At 35.0% G+C, this 20,840-nt stretch carries 24 protein-coding genes; 16 read left to right on the forward strand and 8 right to left on the reverse strand.

All coding sequences use genetic code 11. The features are described 5' to 3' along the window. Positions 1–81 precede the first annotated feature (81 nt). The 5 genes from K7I13_RS02890 (at position 82) to K7I13_RS02910 (ending at position 6,436) form a co-directional block, all read left to right on the forward strand. Complete coding sequence (locus tag K7I13_RS02890) at positions 82–2,232, forward strand: peptidase domain-containing ABC transporter (protein WP_255947806.1); 2,151 nt, start codon at positions 82–84, stop codon at positions 2,230–2,232. Beyond that, a complete protein-coding gene (locus K7I13_RS02895) occupies positions 2,225–3,379 on the forward strand; it encodes an HlyD family secretion protein (protein ID WP_255947807.1) in 1,155 nt (384 codons plus the stop codon). Before K7I13_RS02890 ends, K7I13_RS02895 begins: the two co-directional genes overlap by 8 nt. Then, the gene (locus K7I13_RS02900) at positions 3,376–4,500 is read left to right on the forward strand and encodes a TolC family protein (RefSeq protein WP_255947808.1); all 1,125 of its coding nucleotides are present in this window, start codon (positions 3,376–3,378) and stop codon (positions 4,498–4,500) included. The genes K7I13_RS02895 and K7I13_RS02900 overlap by 4 nt, the downstream gene beginning before the upstream one ends. Before the next feature lie 77 nt (positions 4,501–4,577). Then, positions 4,578–4,763: a hypothetical protein gene (locus K7I13_RS02905; protein WP_255947809.1), complete on the forward strand. Its 186-nt coding sequence runs from the start codon at positions 4,578–4,580 to the stop codon at positions 4,761–4,763. Positions 4,764–4,780: 17 nt separating this feature from the next. Further along, complete coding sequence (locus K7I13_RS02910) at positions 4,781–6,436, forward strand: glycosyltransferase family 4 protein (protein ID WP_255947810.1); 1,656 nt, start codon at positions 4,781–4,783, stop codon at positions 6,434–6,436. Positions 6,437–6,530: 94 nt separating this feature from the next. On the opposite strand, the gene K7I13_RS02915 is transcribed toward K7I13_RS02910, so the two are convergent. The 5 genes from K7I13_RS02915 to K7I13_RS02935 all read right to left on the reverse strand — a co-directional run bounded on the left by K7I13_RS02915 (position 6,531) and on the right by K7I13_RS02935 (position 10,498). Then, complete coding sequence (locus tag K7I13_RS02915; protein ID WP_255947811.1) at positions 6,531–7,166, reverse strand: metallopeptidase TldD-related protein; 636 nt, start codon at positions 7,164–7,166, stop codon at positions 6,531–6,533. A gap of 143 nt (positions 7,167–7,309) precedes the next feature. Next, positions 7,310–7,756 (reverse strand): hypothetical protein, encoded by a 447-nt coding sequence (locus tag K7I13_RS02920; RefSeq protein WP_255947812.1) that lies wholly within the window; start codon positions 7,754–7,756, stop codon positions 7,310–7,312. After that, complete coding sequence (locus tag K7I13_RS02925) at positions 7,746–9,044, reverse strand: metallopeptidase TldD-related protein (protein ID WP_255947813.1); 1,299 nt, start codon at positions 9,042–9,044, stop codon at positions 7,746–7,748. The genes K7I13_RS02920 and K7I13_RS02925 overlap by 11 nt, the downstream gene beginning before the upstream one ends. 239 nt (positions 9,045–9,283) lie before the next feature. Further along, positions 9,284–9,727 (reverse strand): hypothetical protein, encoded by a 444-nt coding sequence (locus tag K7I13_RS02930; RefSeq protein ID WP_255947815.1) that lies wholly within the window; start codon positions 9,725–9,727, stop codon positions 9,284–9,286. Between the two features lie 417 nt (positions 9,728–10,144). Next, the gene (locus K7I13_RS02935) at positions 10,145–10,498 is read right to left on the reverse strand and encodes a helix-turn-helix domain-containing protein (protein ID WP_255947817.1); all 354 of its coding nucleotides are present in this window, start codon (positions 10,496–10,498) and stop codon (positions 10,145–10,147) included. 160 nt (positions 10,499–10,658) lie between these two features. On the opposite strand from K7I13_RS02935, the gene K7I13_RS02940 reads away from it, so the two are divergent. The 9 genes from K7I13_RS02940 (at position 10,659) to K7I13_RS02980 (ending at position 16,070) form a co-directional block, all read left to right on the forward strand. Further along, entirely contained in the window at positions 10,659–10,829 is a 171-nt protein-coding gene (locus K7I13_RS02940) for a hypothetical protein (protein WP_255947819.1), read from the forward strand. A gap of 377 nt (positions 10,830–11,206) precedes the next feature. Further along, positions 11,207–11,446, forward strand: coding sequence for a hypothetical protein (locus K7I13_RS02945; protein WP_255947821.1), 240 nt, complete (start codon positions 11,207–11,209; stop codon positions 11,444–11,446). A 5-nt stretch (positions 11,447–11,451) separates the two neighbouring features. Beyond that, positions 11,452–12,036, forward strand: coding sequence for a hypothetical protein (locus tag K7I13_RS02950; RefSeq protein WP_255947823.1), 585 nt, complete (start codon positions 11,452–11,454; stop codon positions 12,034–12,036). A 93-nt stretch (positions 12,037–12,129) separates the two neighbouring features. After that, a complete protein-coding gene (locus K7I13_RS02955) occupies positions 12,130–13,104 on the forward strand; it encodes a hypothetical protein (protein WP_255947825.1) in 975 nt (324 codons plus the stop codon). Between the two features lie 51 nt (positions 13,105–13,155). Further along, positions 13,156–13,440, forward strand: coding sequence for an N-formylglutamate amidohydrolase (locus tag K7I13_RS02960; RefSeq protein ID WP_255947827.1), 285 nt, complete (start codon positions 13,156–13,158; stop codon positions 13,438–13,440). Positions 13,441–13,448: 8 nt separating this feature from the next. Beyond that, a complete protein-coding gene (locus tag K7I13_RS02965) occupies positions 13,449–13,931 on the forward strand; it encodes an N-formylglutamate amidohydrolase (protein WP_255949199.1) in 483 nt (160 codons plus the stop codon). Between the two features lie 166 nt (positions 13,932–14,097). Next, positions 14,098–14,484: a (deoxy)nucleoside triphosphate pyrophosphohydrolase gene (locus K7I13_RS02970; RefSeq protein ID WP_255947828.1), complete on the forward strand. Its 387-nt coding sequence runs from the start codon at positions 14,098–14,100 to the stop codon at positions 14,482–14,484. A 1-nt stretch (position 14,485) separates the two neighbouring features. After that, on the forward strand, positions 14,486–15,304 hold the full coding sequence (locus tag K7I13_RS02975; protein ID WP_255947829.1) for an HNH endonuclease: 819 nt from the start codon (positions 14,486–14,488) through the stop codon (positions 15,302–15,304). Positions 15,305–15,377: 73 nt separating this feature from the next. Next, entirely contained in the window at positions 15,378–16,070 is a 693-nt protein-coding gene (locus K7I13_RS02980) for a DUF7019 family protein (RefSeq protein WP_255947830.1), read from the forward strand. Between the two features lie 81 nt (positions 16,071–16,151). Here the strand turns inward: K7I13_RS02980 and K7I13_RS02985 are convergent, their stop codons facing one another. Further along, a complete protein-coding gene (locus K7I13_RS02985; protein ID WP_255947831.1) occupies positions 16,152–16,313 on the reverse strand; it encodes a hypothetical protein in 162 nt (53 codons plus the stop codon). A gap of 398 nt (positions 16,314–16,711) precedes the next feature. On the opposite strand from K7I13_RS02985, the gene K7I13_RS02990 reads away from it, so the two are divergent. Both K7I13_RS02990 and K7I13_RS02995 read left to right on the forward strand, forming a co-directional pair. Continuing rightward, positions 16,712–16,933 carry a hypothetical protein gene (locus tag K7I13_RS02990; RefSeq protein ID WP_255947832.1) on the forward strand — a complete coding sequence of 74 codons (222 nt, stop codon included), beginning with the start codon at positions 16,712–16,714 and terminating at the stop codon, positions 16,931–16,933. Positions 16,934–16,952: 19 nt separating this feature from the next. Continuing rightward, entirely contained in the window at positions 16,953–18,689 is a 1,737-nt protein-coding gene (locus K7I13_RS02995) for an AAA family ATPase (protein WP_255947833.1), read from the forward strand. A 502-nt stretch (positions 18,690–19,191) separates the two neighbouring features. Here the strand turns inward: K7I13_RS02995 and K7I13_RS03000 are convergent. Both K7I13_RS03000 and K7I13_RS03005 read right to left on the reverse strand, forming a co-directional pair. Beyond that, on the reverse strand, positions 19,192–19,416 hold the full coding sequence (locus tag K7I13_RS03000; RefSeq protein WP_255947834.1) for a hypothetical protein: 225 nt from the start codon (positions 19,414–19,416) through the stop codon (positions 19,192–19,194). 44 nt (positions 19,417–19,460) lie between these two features. Next, entirely contained in the window at positions 19,461–20,807 is a 1,347-nt protein-coding gene (locus K7I13_RS03005) for a tyrosine-type recombinase/integrase (RefSeq protein WP_255947835.1), read from the reverse strand. Positions 20,808–20,840: the final 33 nt, after the last annotated feature.

Genomic DNA, 20,840 nt, shown 5'->3' on the forward strand with positions numbered 1-20,840 from the left:
AATTATGCAACGCTCTCACTGAAGAGTGAAAAACAAAAAACATGAAAAAAGTCCTTCAGGAAGTCAAAATAAGGAGAAAAAATGTTGTGGAGGGGTATTGTACTCCAGCATGACGAAACCGACTGCGGAGCGGCCTGTCTTGCTACTATTGCAAAATATTACGGAAAAACAGTCTCCATAAGCCGTATCAGGCAATTGTCAGGTACCGACAAGATGGGAACATCCGGTCTTGGTATTGTACAGGGAGCAAAAGGATTAGGACTGTCCTGCAAAGGTGTAATTGTCAAAGACCGTAATCTTGATAAAAGTGTGCCGTGGCCTCTTATAGCGCATGTCCGCAAGGATGTGCTCGATCACTATGTAGTAATTCATAAAGCAGGCAAAAAGAAACTCCTCATCGGAGACCCTGCCGAAGGGCTTGTCACTATGACCCATGAGCAATTCAATGCAGTCTGGACAAGGGTGGTATTTCTGCTTGTTCCGAATGAACATTTCGAGCAGACAAAGGAAACAAAGGGCCTTTTCGGCCGTTTTATGTATCTGCTTAAACCGCACACCAGGACCCTTGTCGAAGTCATTGCGGCCAGTCTTGTCCTGAGCCTTCTCGGTGTTGCTTCGGCCTTTTATTTCCGGTTTCTCATAGACGAAGTATTATACAGCAGTATGAACCGGGCCCTGACAGTTTTTTCCATGGGATACCTTCTGGTTATTATCTTTCAGGCCCTGCTTAATCTCTGCCGTTCGCAGCTCATGATGTATATGAGCAACAAAATTGACGCTTCTTTGCTATTTGAATATTTCAATCATATTTTGCGGCTGCCGATTGATTTTTTTGCTAAGCGGAAAACTGGTGAAATCCTCGCGCGCATCGGTGACACGGTCACGGTACGGAACGCGATCTCGGGGACAACCCTGACACTCGTCATAGACACGCTGATGCTTATATTCGGCGGTCTGTTTCTTTTTACGCTCGGGTCAAAACTTATTATGATTGCGCTGGTCCCGATAATCCTCTCGACACTGCTTGCCTGGCTTTTTATGAAACCCTTTAAAACGAGACTGAAAGCAAAGGCAGTCGTTGACGCCGAAAAACAGGCGTCATTCGCGGAAAGCATTAACGGCATCGCGACCATCAAGGCCTTATCGACTGAAGATCTCGCGTTTGAACGCGCTGAAACACGGATAGTTGATTCCATTAACCGGGGCATGAAACTGGGTTCAATGTCGAACATACAAAGTACTTTGCAGACTCTTTTTTCGCATCTTGGAAGTCTGGCGATATACTGGATCGGGAGTCTGTATATTCTTGACGGGGAAATGTCTCTGGGCCAGCTTATTTCTTTTGTAACACTGCTCGGTTATTTTACCGGGCCTTTTACCAGACTGATTACCCTGCAGCCATCCTTGCAGGAGGCCTTTGTAGCTTCAGACCGTCTGAGCGAAATACTTGATATGCCCGAAGAAACGGACGGGAACCCTGGCATAATGAAGCCTGAGATCCTGAACGGGAATATAAGCGTAAAGAATATGTCCTTCGCGTATGGGACTCGGGGATATACCCTGAAGAATATCAATCTTGAAATTGAATCAGGCCAGAAGGTAGCCTTTGTCGGAGCGTCCGGTTCCGGCAAATCAACGCTGGTAAAACTGCTGATGAAATTCTATCAGCCGGCGGAAGGCGATATCAGTGTCGATTCGGTTTCGCTGAAAGATATGGATACGGAATCATACCGCCGCCTGATCGGGTATGTGCCTCAGGATATTCTTCTGTTCAGCGGAACTATCGGGGAAAATATCGCATGGGGAATGGAAGGTACCGACATACGTGAAATTCTGAAAGCCTCTATAGCTGCCCAGGCCCATCCGTTTATTGAAAAACTTCCTGACCGGTATATGACCGTTATTGGGGAAAAAGGCTCCTCCCTTTCCGGCGGTGAGCGGCAGCGTATAGCCCTGGCCCGGGTATTGCTCAGGAAACCGAATATTCTGATTCTAGATGAGGCGACTGCAAGTCTTGACAGCATAGCTGAACGGGCAATCATGGATACCGTTTATCATGTAACTGAAGATATGACTGCAATTATTATTGCGCACCGGCTTTCAACAATACGTCACTGCGACCGGATTTTTGTTTTTGCAAATGGTGAAATTGTAGAACAGGGTGATCACGCGGCCCTTCTTTCAATTGATGGGGTATATACACAGTTATGGAACGCACAGCACAATGATTAGGCGGATAAAAGTTGTTCCGCCGGAACATCTGATTTACAGCAGGGAACTTCTCAAACGCCGCGAGCCGGCAGCGCTCCATATATGTATCTGGGTTTTAGTTGCGGTAATTGTTGCTGCGGTTTGCTGGATTGTGTTCGGCACAATGGAGGAAGTCGTCAGGGCGCAGGGAGTGGTGCGTCCGACTGAAAATGTGTCAATGATCAGGAATGTTGTCGGCGGTACAATAAAAGAATTGCACTACAAGCCCGGAAAGGAAGTACTGGCAGGAGATATTCTCCTGCAAATTGACCCGGAACCATTACAGGCCCAAAAGCGCTCACTGGAAACACAGCTGCAGGATGTCAGGAACAGGCTTGAAGGAGCAGAACATCTTGTGAAAAGTTATAACCTCGGATATTCGGTCATACCGAAACATCTCGCATATGCGGCCTCACGCTTTGAGCTATATTTAATAGAAGAAAAGAGCCTGTTGACGCAAGCCAGAATGGCGCAAAAACTCTGGGAGGAAGAAAAGAATATTCCGGCGTCAGGTACCACTCCGGTCAGGATACGGGAACTCGAATATCAGAATGAATTATACTGGATAAATCTTGAAAAGCATAAAAAACAGTTTCTTTCACAAATATTATCGGAACGGGATTCACTGCTGGTGGAAAAGGAAAACCTTGAAAGCCAACTGGCGCAGACAACGGTTAACCTTGATATGACATCCCTGCGTTCTCCTGTGGACGGTTTTGTCCTGGAAATATCCTCACTCAATAAGGATGATTATCTGCAGTCAGGGCAGGAAATAATTAAAATTGTTCCGGCTTCAGTAACCGGATATAAAATTGATATTCAGGTCCCGGCCAAAAATGCCGGAAGAATAAAAAAAGATATGACTGTAAAACTGAGATTTCCGGCGTTTCCCTATTTTGAATACCGCGGAGCCACCGGGATTATTCAGACCGTCAACCCCGATGCGACTGCAGACAGCAACGGACAATTGTTTTTTACTGTCATAACCGATATAGATAAAACGACCATGGCTGACCGGAAAGGAAATGAATTTCCGGTAAGGACAGGACTTGAAGTGGATGCGCGGATAGTACTTGAAAGAAAAACTATTCTGAATTATCTCCTGAGGAAAATAGATATTGAGTTATGAAAAAAATATTTTTTATGTGTATATTGCTTTTTCCTCTGAGTCTGTCAGCCGAATCAAATACCGCCGAGGACCATATTGAGTATGTACAGCTGATAACACAGAATGATCCGTTATATCTGTCTTCATTTTACCAGTACCAACTGTCATTACTGAATATCCGGCCGTCAAAATTTGAATGGATTCCGCAGTTCTTTATCGCACCTGCCGTTACATATACTGATGATGAAACAGATCCGAAAACACATACCTTTTCCCTGAACGCAGGCCTTTCACAAAAACTCCCGGCAGGAATGACGCTTTCGGCTATATGGGAACAATCAGTTGAAATGGCTTCCACCGATGATTTGAAATTCGCATATATACCTACAGGGAGTGCGACACTTTCAATGCCCGTCTTTTTTGCAGCGCCTTCGGTAACAGGTGACGCGTTCAGTAATTTTATGAACAGGTACACCATGCAAAAACGCATAGCGGAAACGGAACTTGAAATAGCCCGGCACAAAAGTATTGCCCGCGCCTTATCCAGTGTAAATGCCTGGCTCATCCAGAATGAATTATGCAGTGTGCGGGAACGTCTGAACGAGCTATTACGGCTGCAGGCCGAAGATGATACTGAACTCTTCCGTCATGGGCGGTTATCGCTTCTTGACCTTTCCGCTAATGATAAAAAAAGGCATGATTCCTGGTATGAATTGCTTGAGAGCAGAAAAGCTTTGCTCAGTGCAAGTCACCAGATAGCGTTACTTGGGCTTGATCCACAGACACTGAAAATAAGTTTACAGGACTGGACCACATATTGGGAGCAATATATAGAAGGATATAGTATTAATACAAGCCTTTCTCATATGGTTGAATTGTATAAGCTTGATCTTTCAAAAGACACAACGATTGCGTCCGCGATAACATCCATTCCGACATTTGAATATTCATTCTCTGTTAATCCGTCATCAGATATGACAGATTCCCCCGCTTTTTTACGAAGCGTAAAAGGATTCTGGAATGGATATACTGAGTTGGGGTGGTCCTTTTCCGTTTCATGCAATATTCCCTTATCACCCTGGGACGCCCGGTATTCGGTTAATTCACAATACAAAATAAACAGATATATATATATGATCTGAACAAATACTGTCTCACACTCGAAGAACACCAGACAATTGAAAGCCGCAAACAGATACTAGTGTTACTGGAAGGGGCCATGGAACAGGCTGCTTTTACGCAAAAAATTGAGGAAGAGCGCTATGACCTTTCAGTTATACTGTTCCGTGAAGGACGTTTGTCGGAACTAAATCTTCAATTACAGGAATGTTACAGAAATATAGCCCGCATCCAGTATCTGGAATGCAAACTGAATTATGTTCTCGAAGTTATTAACAGCTATTAATATAAAGGCAGAAAATTATGAATATACTTTTTATAACAACTGAACATCCGGCTTCGTTATACGGCGGACTTGGAGCTTTTACCCGTGAGTTTACACGGGAACTTCGCAAATACTGTAATGTCAAGACTGTATATTTGCATCTTACCAATAAACCTCTTCCAGAATGTGATGGTGACATAGACTATGTTCTTACACCGGAGCGGAAGTTTGTTGTTAATTCACTCGATGGCGCAATTCTTGAAAACGCGGCGTCATTCAGATCCCAGCTTGAACCGGTTTTTAAAACATTCAATCCCGATATTATTCACTGTAATGACCGACAGACCTATTTACCATTCCGCTTTCAGAAAAACGTTGTTTACTCCTCCCATCTTCTGTATTGTGATATGCTGGGAATCGCCAACATTGATAATACCTATTTTCACGAGTTAAAAGTCGAACAATGCGCACTGAACAACGCAGACATAGTCGTAGGATACTCAAGATTTGCCTGGAAAAGGATAAAGCATGTAGCACCGACCTGTTATCCGATATCGGCCCCGCTGGGCTTTAATGCGGATGCTTTCTATGAAAAAAAAGATTCAAATGTGCTAAATGTCGCCTACTTCGGACGATTTGAAAACAGGCAGAAAGGATTTATGAATTTTATTCATGCCGTTTCAATCCTGGGTGAAGAATATCTGAAATCAAAAAATGTTCGCGTATGCTTATATGGAAACGGAGAAATTCACCCGGATGTTGATACTTCGGCATTCTCGCGTGTGGAATTTCTTCAGGGAAAAAAACTGTACCGCGCCTATGCGGAAACGCATATTATGGTAATGCCGAGTAAATATGAACCGTTCGGTTTAACCGGTATTGAGGCAATGGCCTCCGGCTGTCTGCTGCTGTGTACGGAAGGACTTGGCATGGATGAATATGCCGTAAACGGTAAAACATGCATAAACATTCCCCGCGACCCGCCCGGAATCGCAAAGGTCCTGAAAGAAGTTATTGATAACTTCAAAAAGTATAAACCGATCGCAAAAGCAGGAAAACTGGCGGTCAGGGGATGGACATGGAAGAGATGTGTATTAGCACATCTCGATATTTACCGCCAATTGATGCAGGGGCGAACCTCAAACCTGAGATTGGCAGCCTCATCTGAAAGTGCTGCTGTCCTGATGGAATTTGAAAATGCGGATGAATCAGCACGAACCCGCTACAACGCTTCACTGGCGTCCTTTTATAAGGAAAACATAGAACAGGGGAAAAACTTAAAAGAAACTTTAGTGATTATTGCCGGGGATGTTTCAGAGGTTATAGCACAAAATTCTGCACATATTATTTCCACCACGGCATTTAATCCAAAGGGGCTCCGTCACACGCTCGAATGTCTCTTTTTCGACAAAGACGCTTATGAACAGGTTGTTGTATTCGGAGCCTGGGAAATGACAGTTAAACCTGAAATTGCTTTATCTGAATTGTTACGTATCACAGCGAAGTCCCTTACCATTTATTTTAAAACGGGTGATTCTTTGCTCTGGCAAACAGTGCAAATGGAATCAGTAAACGACTGGGAGGAACTGTTAGCAAACTATGAATATCCGGACTGGAAAATTACTTCATATAAAAATGATATACCTGAGTGCGCAGGGTACGGACTTGTAGAATTTGAAAAAAACAATGGGTAATAAAGTTAAAAAATGTGGCAGTGTTGTCAATTTTAAGTGTGGCTTGCTATCCATGTTTTTTTGAAAGCAGCAAGTTGGGTTTACACTTCCCTTATTAATTTGTTACCAACAACAACTCATTAAATTTAATATAGGGGAATATTTTCGTGCCGAATGATACGGTTTCTTTTGATATATCAATAATGGCATTAAAGATATCAAATACATTCAAACTAATGGTTACGTTGGTCAAGCTGTAATGTATCTTGCCATCTTTTATGAAATACCCCTGTTTTATTATGCCGGAAAAAGAGCCAGTCGGATCAAATTCACCATGCATTTCTATTATCAATATAGATTCAGAGCATGAAGCGACCATATCGTCAAGCGAAGAAAAACCTTGCTGAACCTCACGATGTGTAAAACTATTATTTAAATACGGTATATGTAATGTGTCAGAATCATTTTCATCTAATAGGTAATTTTTCAGGATTCCGTTTTCAATTATAAAGACTTCTTCCGGTGCTATACCTTTGTTTACGATTTGATCAAATAACACATGTCGGTTATCTGAGGGATTTGAAATAATAGTGAGTTTCTCATCAAAGTATTTCTTATTAAGATCCCATGTTTTCAGGCTTTCTGCATGGGAGAAATTGCTCAGCAGAAAACCAATAATGTTATTTAATGCATTCGGAGCTAGTATAAATGAATACATTTTTTCTACTGGCTGTTTTATTGCCAGATTCATATATAATAAATGAAAAATAAAATCCGTATTCCCTATATCTGCAATTTCTCCGGGGCAGGAAGAAAACAAATAAGTATAATAGAAAACTTCAGAATGAAAAGAGAAAGTCAGAAATAATTCATAAAAAACCAGCTCACTCCTATTTATTTTTTTATGTCATATGTTTCATATACTCGATTTCTGCCAGTCAGAGATATTTCGATATCCTTGAAGTTTGGAAATCTTGTCTGAATTTCGTTCAATATATGAAGGAGTTTAGTTTTAATTGTATATGTTGATACTCTATTTCCTTTATGAAAATATTTTACCTTATAAAGAAATAATTGCTTTGACAAAATAAATCCAAATTGATCATTTAGTAATCCCGTTAATGATTCAGTCTGTATTGAATGCTGAGTTTTTCCTGTTTTTTTGTTCAAAAAATATATGTGCTTTGTATCGTTTTGAATAGTTAGCAACTTATCAACATGCTTTACACCGGAAACTATTTCTTCCATATTACTGAACTGAAATGAATCGCTTACATCAAGCTTTTCACCGGAAGGTAATAATAAGAATGGTCTTTTTCTGAAAATAGCATTAAATCCCAACGATATTTCCTTTTAATAAAAGAGAAGGCGCGCCTTGCGATACAAACATACTTTTCCCGTTTTTACCACAGTTTGATATACTCCATGCAAAATCATTGCCAGAAGCAGCAATTGAATTGAGCAGTTCATCTATTTTTCCTGTTATAGCAAAATTACGCAGATACCTTTTTTCAGTATTATGTATTTGATAAGCAAAATTTACACCTAATTCAATAACCCCATTTTTATCAACAAATCCATGACTTACATCTTCGACAACTATTGCGGAATCTATTTGTGATAAATCCCGTTCCATTTCTGGATTAACCTCAAGGGCTGTATTTCTCATGCGTATTAAAGGACTGGATGAGTATAATGATGAACGTGCGTTCCCTGTTGGTTCCAAAATATCTCTTTCAGAATAATATCGGTTATTCATTTGTTCGCAAAGTCTGCCATTGCTAAACAGTTTTGCGTCACGTGCTTTTGTTCCTTCTGAATCAAAATAAACCGGGGTTGGGCAGGCCTGTCCAAATGCGCTGTTTGCGTAATCAGTAATGCTTATATTCTCATTAAGTATTACTGAATCATTTTTTTGATAAATATTCTGTGTAATGTAATTATCATATTCCATCAGATGGCCGAATATTTCATGCACAAAAACTGAAGCGGCCTGAGGTGTAAGAAGTATTGTATTTACTCCTGTAGTTGGAATCGCCGCGTCGGCTATCCGGTGAAGCTTTGTAATTTCCTTTTCAATTTTCTCAATATAGAAGTTTTTGTCATAACTAAATAATCCGTTTTCATCAGATTGTATTGTTATACTTAATGAGTCATAAACTGTTTTCTTTTTTATTATCCGGAAGTTAATAAGCAGTCCATAAGTAAAGTAATCTACAGACTTGATTTCAGAAGAAATATAATCATATACCCATTCTTTATCTCTCGTTCTATAGTAATGTATCGTATGGGAATCAATATCTTTATACTTCTCGGAAATATACAGACTTAAATCCCCCAATAATTGTTCTTCCTGGGCAGCGAGCAATGTGTCCGGAAAAATGGTATCAGGATTTGTGAAGGAAAACATAGGAAGCTGTTTTTTGACTGGGAATGGTTTGAGAAATGATAATATATCATGTGTATTATCCGCGTATGACATAGCAGAAAATGTATATTCATTTTTCGCTAATATATATTTTGAAACGCCTGAAGCGTAGTTTTTTTCATTCTGAATATATCTCCCATCCTTGAAAAAAATATGTGAGAGTCCATGTTGTTGTAAACGAAATCCGCTAAAATTATTCATCTTTCTGTATTATCTCAAAAATACCCTTTGAAATCAAATACTCCTTTGCTTCTTCCATTTTCTCAGTCATGTGCAGTTCCAATAATGTATAAAGAACGAAATACCTGAATCTGAAAGACAGCTGGTTCAAGTATGTTTTTTCTTATCTGAAGATATTAAAAATGGATATTCATATAGTCCAGTATAGCAGGTTCTTTGACTTTTAACAATTAATAATCTTTTTTACTTACGGCTTGAATTTATTTTTTATATTCGCCTTCTTCAATTATTTCTTCAACAATCTTTTCCAGCAACTGCCGGAAGCTTTGAATATAAAGCTGAATATATGTTTCTCTGTAAACCTGCTCATACTCATCAAAATATGTATTACCAATTCTGGAGTTCTGCTGAATTGTTGCTTTTGTGTATTGATGTGTATTTACAAAGGTTTCAACCCAAAAAGAGAAAGCATTACAAAGAAGATTTAATGTTGAAAGATTTGTAGATCTTAGATATTCATCAGAAAACAAAAAAGAAACAGCTTTGTAAGAAGCGTCATCCTTTTTTTGCACTTCTTGTAAAAGTGCCTGTCTGTACAGAACAAAATCCTTGTTTTCAGAAGTCCAGCACTTAGGACCGATAGCTTTGAGTTTTGAAAGAATAAGTGCAAATGTTTTACGGTCAAAGTTATTCATTTTTTCCATCGAAGATGCATCCTCAGACTTTTTTGCAGTGCAAGCATTGATTCTTGCTCACACAGTATGTCCCATGGAAATATTATCCTAATCATTCCCATTCTGCCAATAGGACGACTGTTCAAAAATACAATAAAGATAATATTCAGGATTCAACATAGTCAGTTTGGCATTTTGAATAAAAGAAAACCACAGATAGAAACTTCCTGGTCCATCTTTTTTTCTTAGTAAAGCCAGTTCTTTCGAGGATGAATGGTTATATTGTTTTTTATTCCAATAAACGAGAAACAAACCCATGTCACAAAAAAATCGACGAAGGCGTAACATTAACCGGGTATGTTGCATTTTGTTGGCTATAAATACCTTGGCCTTTCTTTATTAAATTATACATAATCATCATTAAATATAAAAGTAACCTTCCACTAATTATATATCACCTTTTTTTTCAATATATGTTTTCAAGGAAGTAATAAAACTATAAAGAAACTCTAACTCCAAAGGCTCCATTTGTTCAACATTACTAATTATTTTTTTTTGAAGAGAAGTTCGCTTCTCACTATCGGCAGGAAAACGCTTGCAAGCCCCTTTCCCGTCCATAATCCATTCACTTGAATATCCATAGAGTTTCTCAATAAGCATGGCGGTTGTGTTTGATACCCCAGATTCATTTCTGAGTAGTTTCGATATATAACTGCCAGTTACATTCAGACTTTGGGCAAAATCTTTCTGGCTTAATCCAGTTTCCTGAATAATCGTTCTTATTCTGTCTGATAAAGCCATTTTTCCTTCCTGAAACCAAGAAATCAAATTTCTAAATTTATTTTAACTATTAACAACTAAGAATACAATAAAAAATGTAGATGGTCAACTTTTATCTTGACACAAGAAGAATCCGATTATAAAATGTAGTATATCACTTTCTTAAAAGGAGTTATTCAATATGAAAAACAAAAACCTTAAAAAGGAAATAATAAAAATAGTTATTATTTCTTCTGAAGATGAAATCATATTAATTTCGACATTTATTGCCGGTATGCAGGCACAGAAGAAAGTTGATGAAAGAAAACATAATTTTCCGTGTGACGAATCTGATCAGGAAGGAACGTGTTGAAAAATGACGTATAAAATCAATATGAAGGAGGCATTAAATGCCAGACAAATGTAAGTATTGCGGTTCATCATCGTATGGAACATGTACTAAGAGTCCTCATAAGAAACATGAACATATCGGTGATGAAAGACATTGCGTGTTCTGCGGTTCTAGTTCTTATGGGTCGTGTGTAAAAAGTCCTCATGGGAACCATCAACATGGGCACGGTAACAATAAATGTATTTATTGCGGCTCAAAGTCATCAGGCTCCTGTATCAAGAGTCCGCATGGGAAACACGAAAAATAAAACGGGCAAATTGTGTGGTTACTAAAATTAGTTGCTTCTCTATTATAACGTCTTCACGCTTATACCCGATTTTCATTAAGGAGGAACCTCTATGTCCGATTCTGAGTTTAAACAGGTTGTAATAACTTTACTGGAAGCCGAAGGGTTAAAATCCTATATTGACCAGGCTAAATTCCTTAGCATATCTCCTCAAAAATACAAAGAGTTTTTTATTGATGATCTTCAAAAGAAACTTTCCCCGACACTGACTAAACGTTCTATCGAAGGTCTTGTAGAGAGTTACAGAAAAAAGATACCGAACAAATTATCGCAGATACACGAAAAGAAATAATGAATATGTTTCTTGATTCATTAAAACTACTATTTGCAGATGACTACTTTAAGGCCACCGGACTCAATCAGCTCACAGAACAAAACTGGAGAAATGGTACAACCAAACCTCAACAAAGCAAACTAAATGATATCATCAAAAAAATTGACGGATATTACGCAGAAAAAAGTAAAACCTCGATTCAAAATGTAATTCAAACTATTTATAATCTTGAAAGAATATATCCAGAAAAAGCTGAGAAGACAGTCTGGAGAATTGATAAACAGAAAGATGGTTCAGAGTTGAAAAAAATCAAAGAGAATCTATCTGGAAAAATTGGTATTTATCTTTTGTACGATTCATCCTGCCGACTGGTTTATGTAGGTAAAACGGAGAAACAGGATTTATATATCGAGATTACTCAAAGGTTGAGAACTAAAGAGGTAAAACTTGTATTAGGAAACCAGAAAAGGCAATCTATTGTACTTGGAGAAATTGTGAACTATATGACCTGTTATGAGGTATCCGATAAAAATCTCATTGGCCAACTCGAAGCTATTCTTATTGGTTCCGATCCGAACACATTCTCTAATATAAAAAATGAGAAATGATGCAATAGAAAACTATTCAGATTTCATAAAAAGTCTGTCTTATGAAAAAGAGTTGTTCATATAAAGAGTATAATAAACTTATTGGAGGAAAAAATGAAAAAGCTACCCTTATGGTTTATAAAAATACATATATTACTTATACTAATTTGCATATTCAGTTCAGGTTGTATAACAACACAACCGCAAAAGCAAATACAAAATGAAGAAACTATACCGACACACGCCCCGGAACCACCGCCTGAACCACTCACACTTGAAATGGTAAAAAGTAGTACAATAATCTTCAGGGGCAGTCCGCGAATAAATATTTTTTATGATACTGAATTCGAAGAAATAGAATTCCCTGTCACCATAGATGATTTTTATTTTAACAGGTCTCTAATCTTTTTTAACTATTCTTCGAATACCAATGACATTCATGATGAGATTATTGAATACATATATAAAGATTTTGAATATACATTTTATGAAAAAAAAGCGAATTCTAAAGAAGCTTCACGTCAAGTTTTTACTTTGGTTTTTCTAAAAACAATAAAATCGCCCAATGAGATTACACATTCAGAGGAAATAAAGATAGAATTTATTTATGAAGAAAGCTTACATATCAGTAATGCCCAATCGCCTAATTGCATTACTGATTTTCTGCAAAATGTAAATACTATACCGCCATATGAAAAAGAGAAAGAAAAAAAGAGAAAATTTGAAGAGATGTCTGAAAAAGACAGGTTCATGGAGTCTTTTGTACAATTCAGTCCAGGTATTTTTGACGGGAAAATAACAGTTTATGAATTATTTTTTGCGGATGAATTGAAAACCTTAGAAGAAGGTTATTGTAAGTATGAAGATATTATAATAAATAACCATAAATTTATTATTACTTTTATTGTTGAAAGCAAAGAAATGGGTACAGTAATCATCAAGTATAATTTTCTCCGAATGGACTATAATGTTGTTTTTCTGGAAACCGTATCACTATTCAGTAATAAAGAGCCTAAAGCAAATGGTATACTAACAAAATTTGCCGATAAAGTTTATGCGGTCCAGATCATTAATGCTTTTCGAAAATAATGAAGATAATAATCTATTATATTTTGAAAAAAGATATAAGGAAAACTGTAAATGCTTGAAACACATCCTTTTTCGAAAGATTTACGGGAAGCTGTTATAGTTCACATTCCTCATTCGGGAAACACTTTTCCCTTTGGCAAGGAAAGCTATGATAAGGATTTACTTGAAAATGAAATCAACTTATCAACCGACTGGCATACAGATAAAATCTTTGCCTCTGAATTGACAACTCTTTGTTCCGGAATATCAAGACTGTGTATGGATGTTGAACGCTTTTACCCTGTTGATGAAATGGATTCATATGGCAGGGGAATTATCTATACAAAAAAACAGTAGATGGCAAAATATGTAGAACAGTTACCGATGAAGAGAAAAAAAGCGTATACCAACTATACACTTCATATCATACTAAGTTCACAGAACTTGTTCAGCAAAAACTTAATAAGGCAGGATTCTGTATAATTTTTGACTGTCACTCTTTTAATAATACTCCCTTACCCTTTGAACTGGAAAACATGAAAAAGAAAGATATTTCCTTGCGTGAAAGACCTGATATTTGTATTGGTATCGATACCTTTCATACACCCGATTACCTTCTTGACAGTGTTCGGAATTCCTATGAAGATGCGGGATTTTCAGTAGAAATAAACTATCCCTATTCAGGCTCTATAATTCCTATGAAATTTTATCGAAAGAATAGGGATGTTAGTTCAATAATGTTTGAAATCAATAAAGGGCTTTATCTTCATGAGGGTTTTTCAGGTAATGAAGAAAAGATTAAGAGACTGAATAAGGTGTTTAAAAGTATTATCTATAATATTACATAAATCAGTTTCATCAACAGTCTTTTTTTTAACAAAAACAAATGGGAAATATTGGAATCTAATATATGCTATTAGTTCCAATATTTTAGTTGTATACATTTATAAAAACTGGGTTTATAATATGTTAGGTATAATAACTATCTACCTCTGTTTATGGAACAAATAAGAAATGAAAATTATATCAGCGGCTATATTTATTAAAGACTGTTTTGTGTTGATTGCACAACGAGGGAAGAATGAAAACCTATCAGGGTATTGGGAATTTCCTGGTGGAAAACAAGAAGGAAATGAAGATATATTTGAATGCACAAAAAGGGAAATATTTGAAGAATTTATTGTAAAATGCAAGGCAAAGAAAATATTCTGTGAAAGTATTTATGATTACGAACCAGGATTAATAAAGTTGATTGCGGTACTTACTGATTTATTGGATGAAAGGATTATTTTAAAAGTTCATGAAGATTTTAGGTGGGTTAAAATAGATGAATTGTTAAATTATAATTTAGCTCCAGCTGATATCCCAATAGCAAAAAAAAATATCGAGGTTTACAAATAAAATGATTGATTTGATCCCAGGAACAATTATAAGTAACAATAAGTTGGTTTCTATTTTTCATTGTAGCCCACAAGGTGGAATGAGGAAATCAAAAAAAACAAACTCATTAGTTATTGTTTCTAGCCATATAAATTCAATATATAATGATAGATGGGTAGGTGATATTCTTTATTACACAGGAATGGGAACTGTAGGTGATCAAAATTTTGATTTCATGCAAAATAAGACTTTATTTAATTCTGATTCAAATGGAATAACTGTTTATTTGTTTGAAGTATTTATAGAAAAAGAATATATTTTTATAGGTAAAGTTGTATTGGCAAAACCTCCTTTCCTTGAAAAACAACCAGATAGAGATAATAGAGTTCATACAGTATGTATTTTTCCAGTTAAACTTAATGATAACAAAAGTCCCTTATTGGAAGAAAGTATTTTTGAAAAAAATCTTCGTAATAGAGAAAAGCAAATAAAGAAATTAGATGATAATACGCTTTTCGGAATAGCAAAGCGTGGAAATCTGACTCCTGGAATTCGACACATAGAAACTAAACAATATGAAAGAGATATTGCTGTAGCTGAATATGCAAAGCGTATAGCTAAAGGGATTTGTCAATTATGTGGAGAAAAAGCTCCCTTTAATAAAAAGGATGGGGAACCTTATCTTGAAACCCATCATATTGATTGGTTGTCAGAAGGTGGTAGTGATACGATCAATAATACAACAGCACTATGTCCAAATTGCCATGCGAAAATGCATATTGTAAATGATATTACCGATAAACAATATCTAAAGAATAAACTTAAGGAAATTTTAATATAATATGAATACAAGATGTAGGACTCACCTAGGATATCAGACGAAATATTATATATAATTAGGAGAAGTTGAGCTGATGATTAATAAAAATGTAAAAGATTACCTGTATTTAAATAAAAGGCTGATAGACAATATTTATTCACAGGTAAAACAAAATAATCGATTAGAATATAATATAGGCTTTTTTCTAAAAGTATTTTCTGTATCTATAAAAAAAGAAACAATACAAGCGGATTATCATAAAAAAATAATAAAAATATATAGTTACTTAGAAAAAAAAGGATGTTTGAAGGAATATGGCTGTCATTTTGATCATAATGATTATTATTGTTTAGAAAAACAATGTTTTATAAAGGTGACATTTGAAAAAGCAAAAATAAAAACTAAACATAACTTGTCTGAACTATGTTTATATATATCAGAAAATCGTAGTTTTTCTAAATATGGGTCAAAATCTCCGTTAGTATTGCTGCCAGATAATATAAATGAAAATATATCTTGGATGAATGGAAGTTCTGGGTATAGCATTTTCAAAGTTGTTATGGAAAATTATTTTGAATGCAATGAAGAATATATAAAACAAATTTCTAAAAACTCAAAAATAAATTTTGCCCAAGAACCTATTTCATTTTTTAAGAATATAGGATGTACATTATCAGATAATGTAGTTTATGAAATCTTTTATAAAAAAAGAAACATACTGAAAGATGATATTCATAATATAGTATATACATTTGGGTATCCGCTTTATATCGCAACAACAACATAGTGATATGTTATGTTACTACACTTAACAAACAGTATACGATGATTCACATTAGGCTGCGTGGGTTTCACACTGACTAGTCATCTATGTTTCCGGCACCTCAAAAGACTCCCAATATAAATCGGTCAAATGAAAAACAGCTGCCCCTAATTCATCAGGTTTAAATTTTCGTGAAAAAACATCAGTAGCATATATTTTATATATAAAAGCTTCAAATTCTGAATTAACATCTATTTTAAATGCCACCTTCCTGACAAAAAGTCTTCAGCTAAAAGAGCCTCAGAAAAGCAAAAAATACAACATAAAAAAAAACATAGATTACAGAGAACTTTTTGACTATATTCATAATGTATATCCTTCAAGAAATAATACTGACATAAATATATCATCGAAAAATCTTCACGTAAATCCTACATTTTTTAAAAAAAATGAGTATATTAATAATAGAAAGAGGATTTAAAAAATGATATAGACTATTCAACTAATTTTAAACTAGCATAACTAACATTCAAAATAATATACATATATAGTTTCAAAGAAAAAAAGACAGGAATTATTTTAAAATAATAATATTAAGCATCATTAATATCCCGAATAATATCCCTAATTCTCCTTGTAACTATATATATAAAGGAGAATATATAATGAATAATGTAGATGACATCGTTCCGAAAAAAGCCTGGTTTACATTACAAGAAGCATGTGACTTAAAAGGCCTTAATATCAACACTTCTTATAATAAAAAACATTTACAGCCTAACGGTGGCGTGAATGAGGGATGTATAGGAGGCAGAAAAAGTTTCAGAAGAGACACAATCATACAATGGCTTGACCTGACTGATACTGATATAGAAAAAAATAAATAAAAAAGCACAAGACATTATAATGAATAAAAAAACAACAAAATATACTACAAAAATCAATAAATTAATACTAACAACAGGTCTTGGTGGAACTGGAAAATCTACAGCTATTGAAAACCGATGCAAAGAAGAGAGAAATAACGGAAATACAAACCTTATTTATTTTACTTATAACAGAGAGACCGCTGAAGAGCATACAAGGAAACTAAGAAGCTTGGTTGAGTGTAAAACAATACATCAATTTATTTTCCAGGAATTACAATATGCAAATGCACTTCCTGAAGACTTCACTGAAGGACGGAAAAACTTATCAAATAGTGAATTTAGAAAGCTTGAAGAAACATTTATTACATATTTTTCAAATGAGAAAAAAAGGTTCATGAGTATTTCAGATGGAATAAGCATATTTGTGGATGAATATCAGAATTTCTATTCTGATATAAAAAAAATCCTGCTGCTTATTGTATCAAAAAATCAGTCAAATCTTTACCTGTATGGAGATCCTTACCAAGGATTATATAATTATAAAAATGAAGACATTTCCAACAGTAATTTTGAGACTATTGAAAATGATTTCCAGCATAGTATTAATGAACATATAATTCTAACAAATAATTATAGATCTTCTGCATCAATACAAAGGCTGATAAATCATTTTGCTGTTAATAAATTAGGAGCTGATCCCGCTTATTGTTATTCCTGCAACAATACTGAAATGAATACAAAATTTTCTTTTCACTTTTTTACAAACACGAAAGATGAATTTGCTCATGTAACAAAGGAAGTAATAATACAACATAAGCGATATCAAAATGAATCAATCACTATTCTTGGACGTAATAACTGTTTATATGGCCCATATAAGGAATGGAAAGAAAAGAATAATTATGACTGGCTTATTGTCAAAAGTATTCACTCCTATATAGGAAAAGAAGCGGCTACTGTTTTCATTATCGGAGTTAATAATAATCTTTCTTTTGAAGAAGCCAAAGTTTTATATACCGGTTTAATAAGATGTAAAGAAAATCTGTATTTATCAACTTCATGTCCCTATTTTAATACAGGTGAATATTTTGGAGAAGAGAATATACAGGTAATAAATAAGCAGAAAAGAGTTTCAAAAGAATATAAGAAACTTAAAGAAATCCGGCATAATAAAAATTTTACTGAACAGAAATTTTCAACCTTATCAATCGACTCATTGACATTGAAAGTACCGATAGAAAAAATGCCATTTTTTATATACATTAAGCCAAATGTTTATAAATCTCGTTATGTAAAAACTAAAATTGATAATCTCCCTGAAGGAATCGCTATAGAAACTAGATTCACACAGAAAACATACTTTTTCACACTGGCTGATGTTAATTTACTAAGAAAAAACAGCTATACAAATAAACAAGCGATAGAGTTTCTTCTTAATTATATCTATAATTTTTTTAATTATCAAATTACTGCAGACGATATTATGTTACATAAGATTGATATCTGTAAACTTGAAAAAATATCAGGTCCTGAATTTCAACATATTTGTGAAAAGGGAATTAAAAGTAAGACACAATTAACTGATACGAAGCAACCCTTTACCGAGGTTACGAAAGAAAGTATTCATGGAAAAACATTATATTTCAATCTTCATTCAAGAAAATATAGTGGATTAACATTAGTAGCCTATAGACCATTTGACAAAGATTCTTTTGATAGTGAAAAACCACTATCAAAGATAACAGATATAATAATCCTGATATTGGTAAATTAGAATTACGGTTTACATATGAGGTAATTAAAAGGAATTATGCATTTGGAAAAGTGCTATCAGCCCAAAATCTTCTCACTGAACTTAAGAATAATCCAAATTATTGCAATGATATATTTGATAATGTTTTTAACTATAAGAAAAAGTAGGGGGTATTTTAACTTTTTTTCTATCCATTCTTATAGTTTCTTTTCTCTAAAATTCTGAACTACCCTTTCTTTTTTCTTTATGAGGAGAAAAAATAGTAAGTCAGAGAGAAATTGTGAAGAAAAATCAATTAGAATTACTGAATTTTCCTATTTTTCCAGAATATAAGATGATAATAAGGAGGGAATAAGAGAATTTATCTGAATGATTATTCTTTTTTCTATATCATATTATAATAATATAGTTATGCAATATATGATATATGATATATGATATGATGAGACAGGGTTGATAAACTTCATCCTAACCTGTTATTTTCCCTGTCCCTCTTATTATAGTTAAAAGGCAAATTATCACCTTATTTAGACCCTTCGGAGACATTTTCAAAGAACTTAAAACATTCAGTACCTATCTCATCAAGGATATGAGAGATGCCATTATACACAGCCCAGAGATTTGAGTCAGAATCAGGCTCGAAGTTTTTCAGAAGAACTGACAAGGCTGTTATTTTGTTTATGGAAGCGACCATATCAACTTCTTCCTTCCGGGGTAAAGCTGTTTCCTTCTCGTTTTCCGTTGTCATAGCATCTTCTCCTTAATAATAGTTAATCACCATATGTAAAAAGTTCATGCAGTCCTTTCTCCTGGTGAAAAGAGAGGGAGTATATTATCAGTAACGATTTCATTTATTAAGGTAATCTCATCTTCAGTTATATGATCATAATGGTTAGTCATTTCTTGTGAAGAATGCCCTATAAATTTACGCACTGTATTATCTGTTATGTGTTTTCGTAACAAGGTATTACAAAAATGACGGTGTGAATGAAATGTTATATTTCTCTCTTTCTGTTTTTCAACTGAAATACCTATTTTGCTGAGGTTTTTCTGTAAGCTTCTTGCGAATAAACCAATATACATTGGGCTATTTTCTTTCAAACCCCAGAAAATAAATTCACCGTTTTCATAAGGATTTTCTTTATATAATGCTACTAATTTTTGCATAAGCTCAGGACCAACAACAATTTTTCTCGTTTTCCCGTTTTTCGGATTTTTTAGCTTCTTTTCTTTCCGTTCAAAAGAATTAGAGACATTTACAATATTTTTTTCAGTATCCAGATCCTGAATTCTTAAGGCCCCAATTTCACCAGCCCTTAGACCTGTTGAACAGGCTAGCATATTGGCAATCATTGATTTTTTATCCTGCCATTCAAAGGAGAATAATCTTCTAACTTCCTCAGTTGTTAAAATCCCTTTCTCCTTGCTTTGATTTGCAAGTAATTTTACGGAATCGGCAGGGTTAATGGAGATATAATTTAATCTTTTCGCTTCATCTAAAGGCTTTTTCACTGCCAGGAGAATGGAATTAATGGTCTTATTAGTTATCTGGCCTCTGGGTAATTGCTTCTTAAATTTCTCGATTAAATCAGTCGTTATATCCTGAATACGAAGATTTTCATTGAAAAAAGGAACTGCATAGTTTTTTATTTTACTGAGGTTATCCTTGACATAACTCTTTCCTATTGAGAATCCTGATTCGAGTCTGTCAATAATATAGGCACTTTTTTCCCAGTCCCAGAATTCCAGTAAATATTCAACAAAAAACGGATTAGTCTTTGTAAGTGAAATTCCATTCAAGGTTAATGACAGATAATTCATCAGGGTTTCGATTGAAATATCCTCATCTTTATTTATTATACCATTGGTGATTAAATACTCTCTGATGGATTTTATAATTGCTGAATTGGAAACAGTATTGTTTTTGGGCTGTTTTGTTATGGGAGGTAAGCCGCCGTATTCACGTAACCATGAATAACATTTGATTTCAGCTTCTTTTCTTAAAGTACAGCCTGTTGAACGGGCCGTTGTGTATTTTTGATTTTCAGCGTCCCAAAATTGAACATACAGATAGCCATTTCCTCTTTTATGAAACGAAAAGGGGCGTCTTGTTACATTTTCTCTTGTTTCATTCATCATTTCATCCTTGTTCAACACCAAAAATCTCACAAT

It is taken from the genome of Brucepastera parasyntrophica (genome assembly GCF_022376835.1).
In the GTDB taxonomy this organism is placed as follows: domain Bacteria; phylum Spirochaetota; class Spirochaetia; order Treponematales; family Treponemataceae; genus Brucepastera; species Brucepastera parasyntrophica.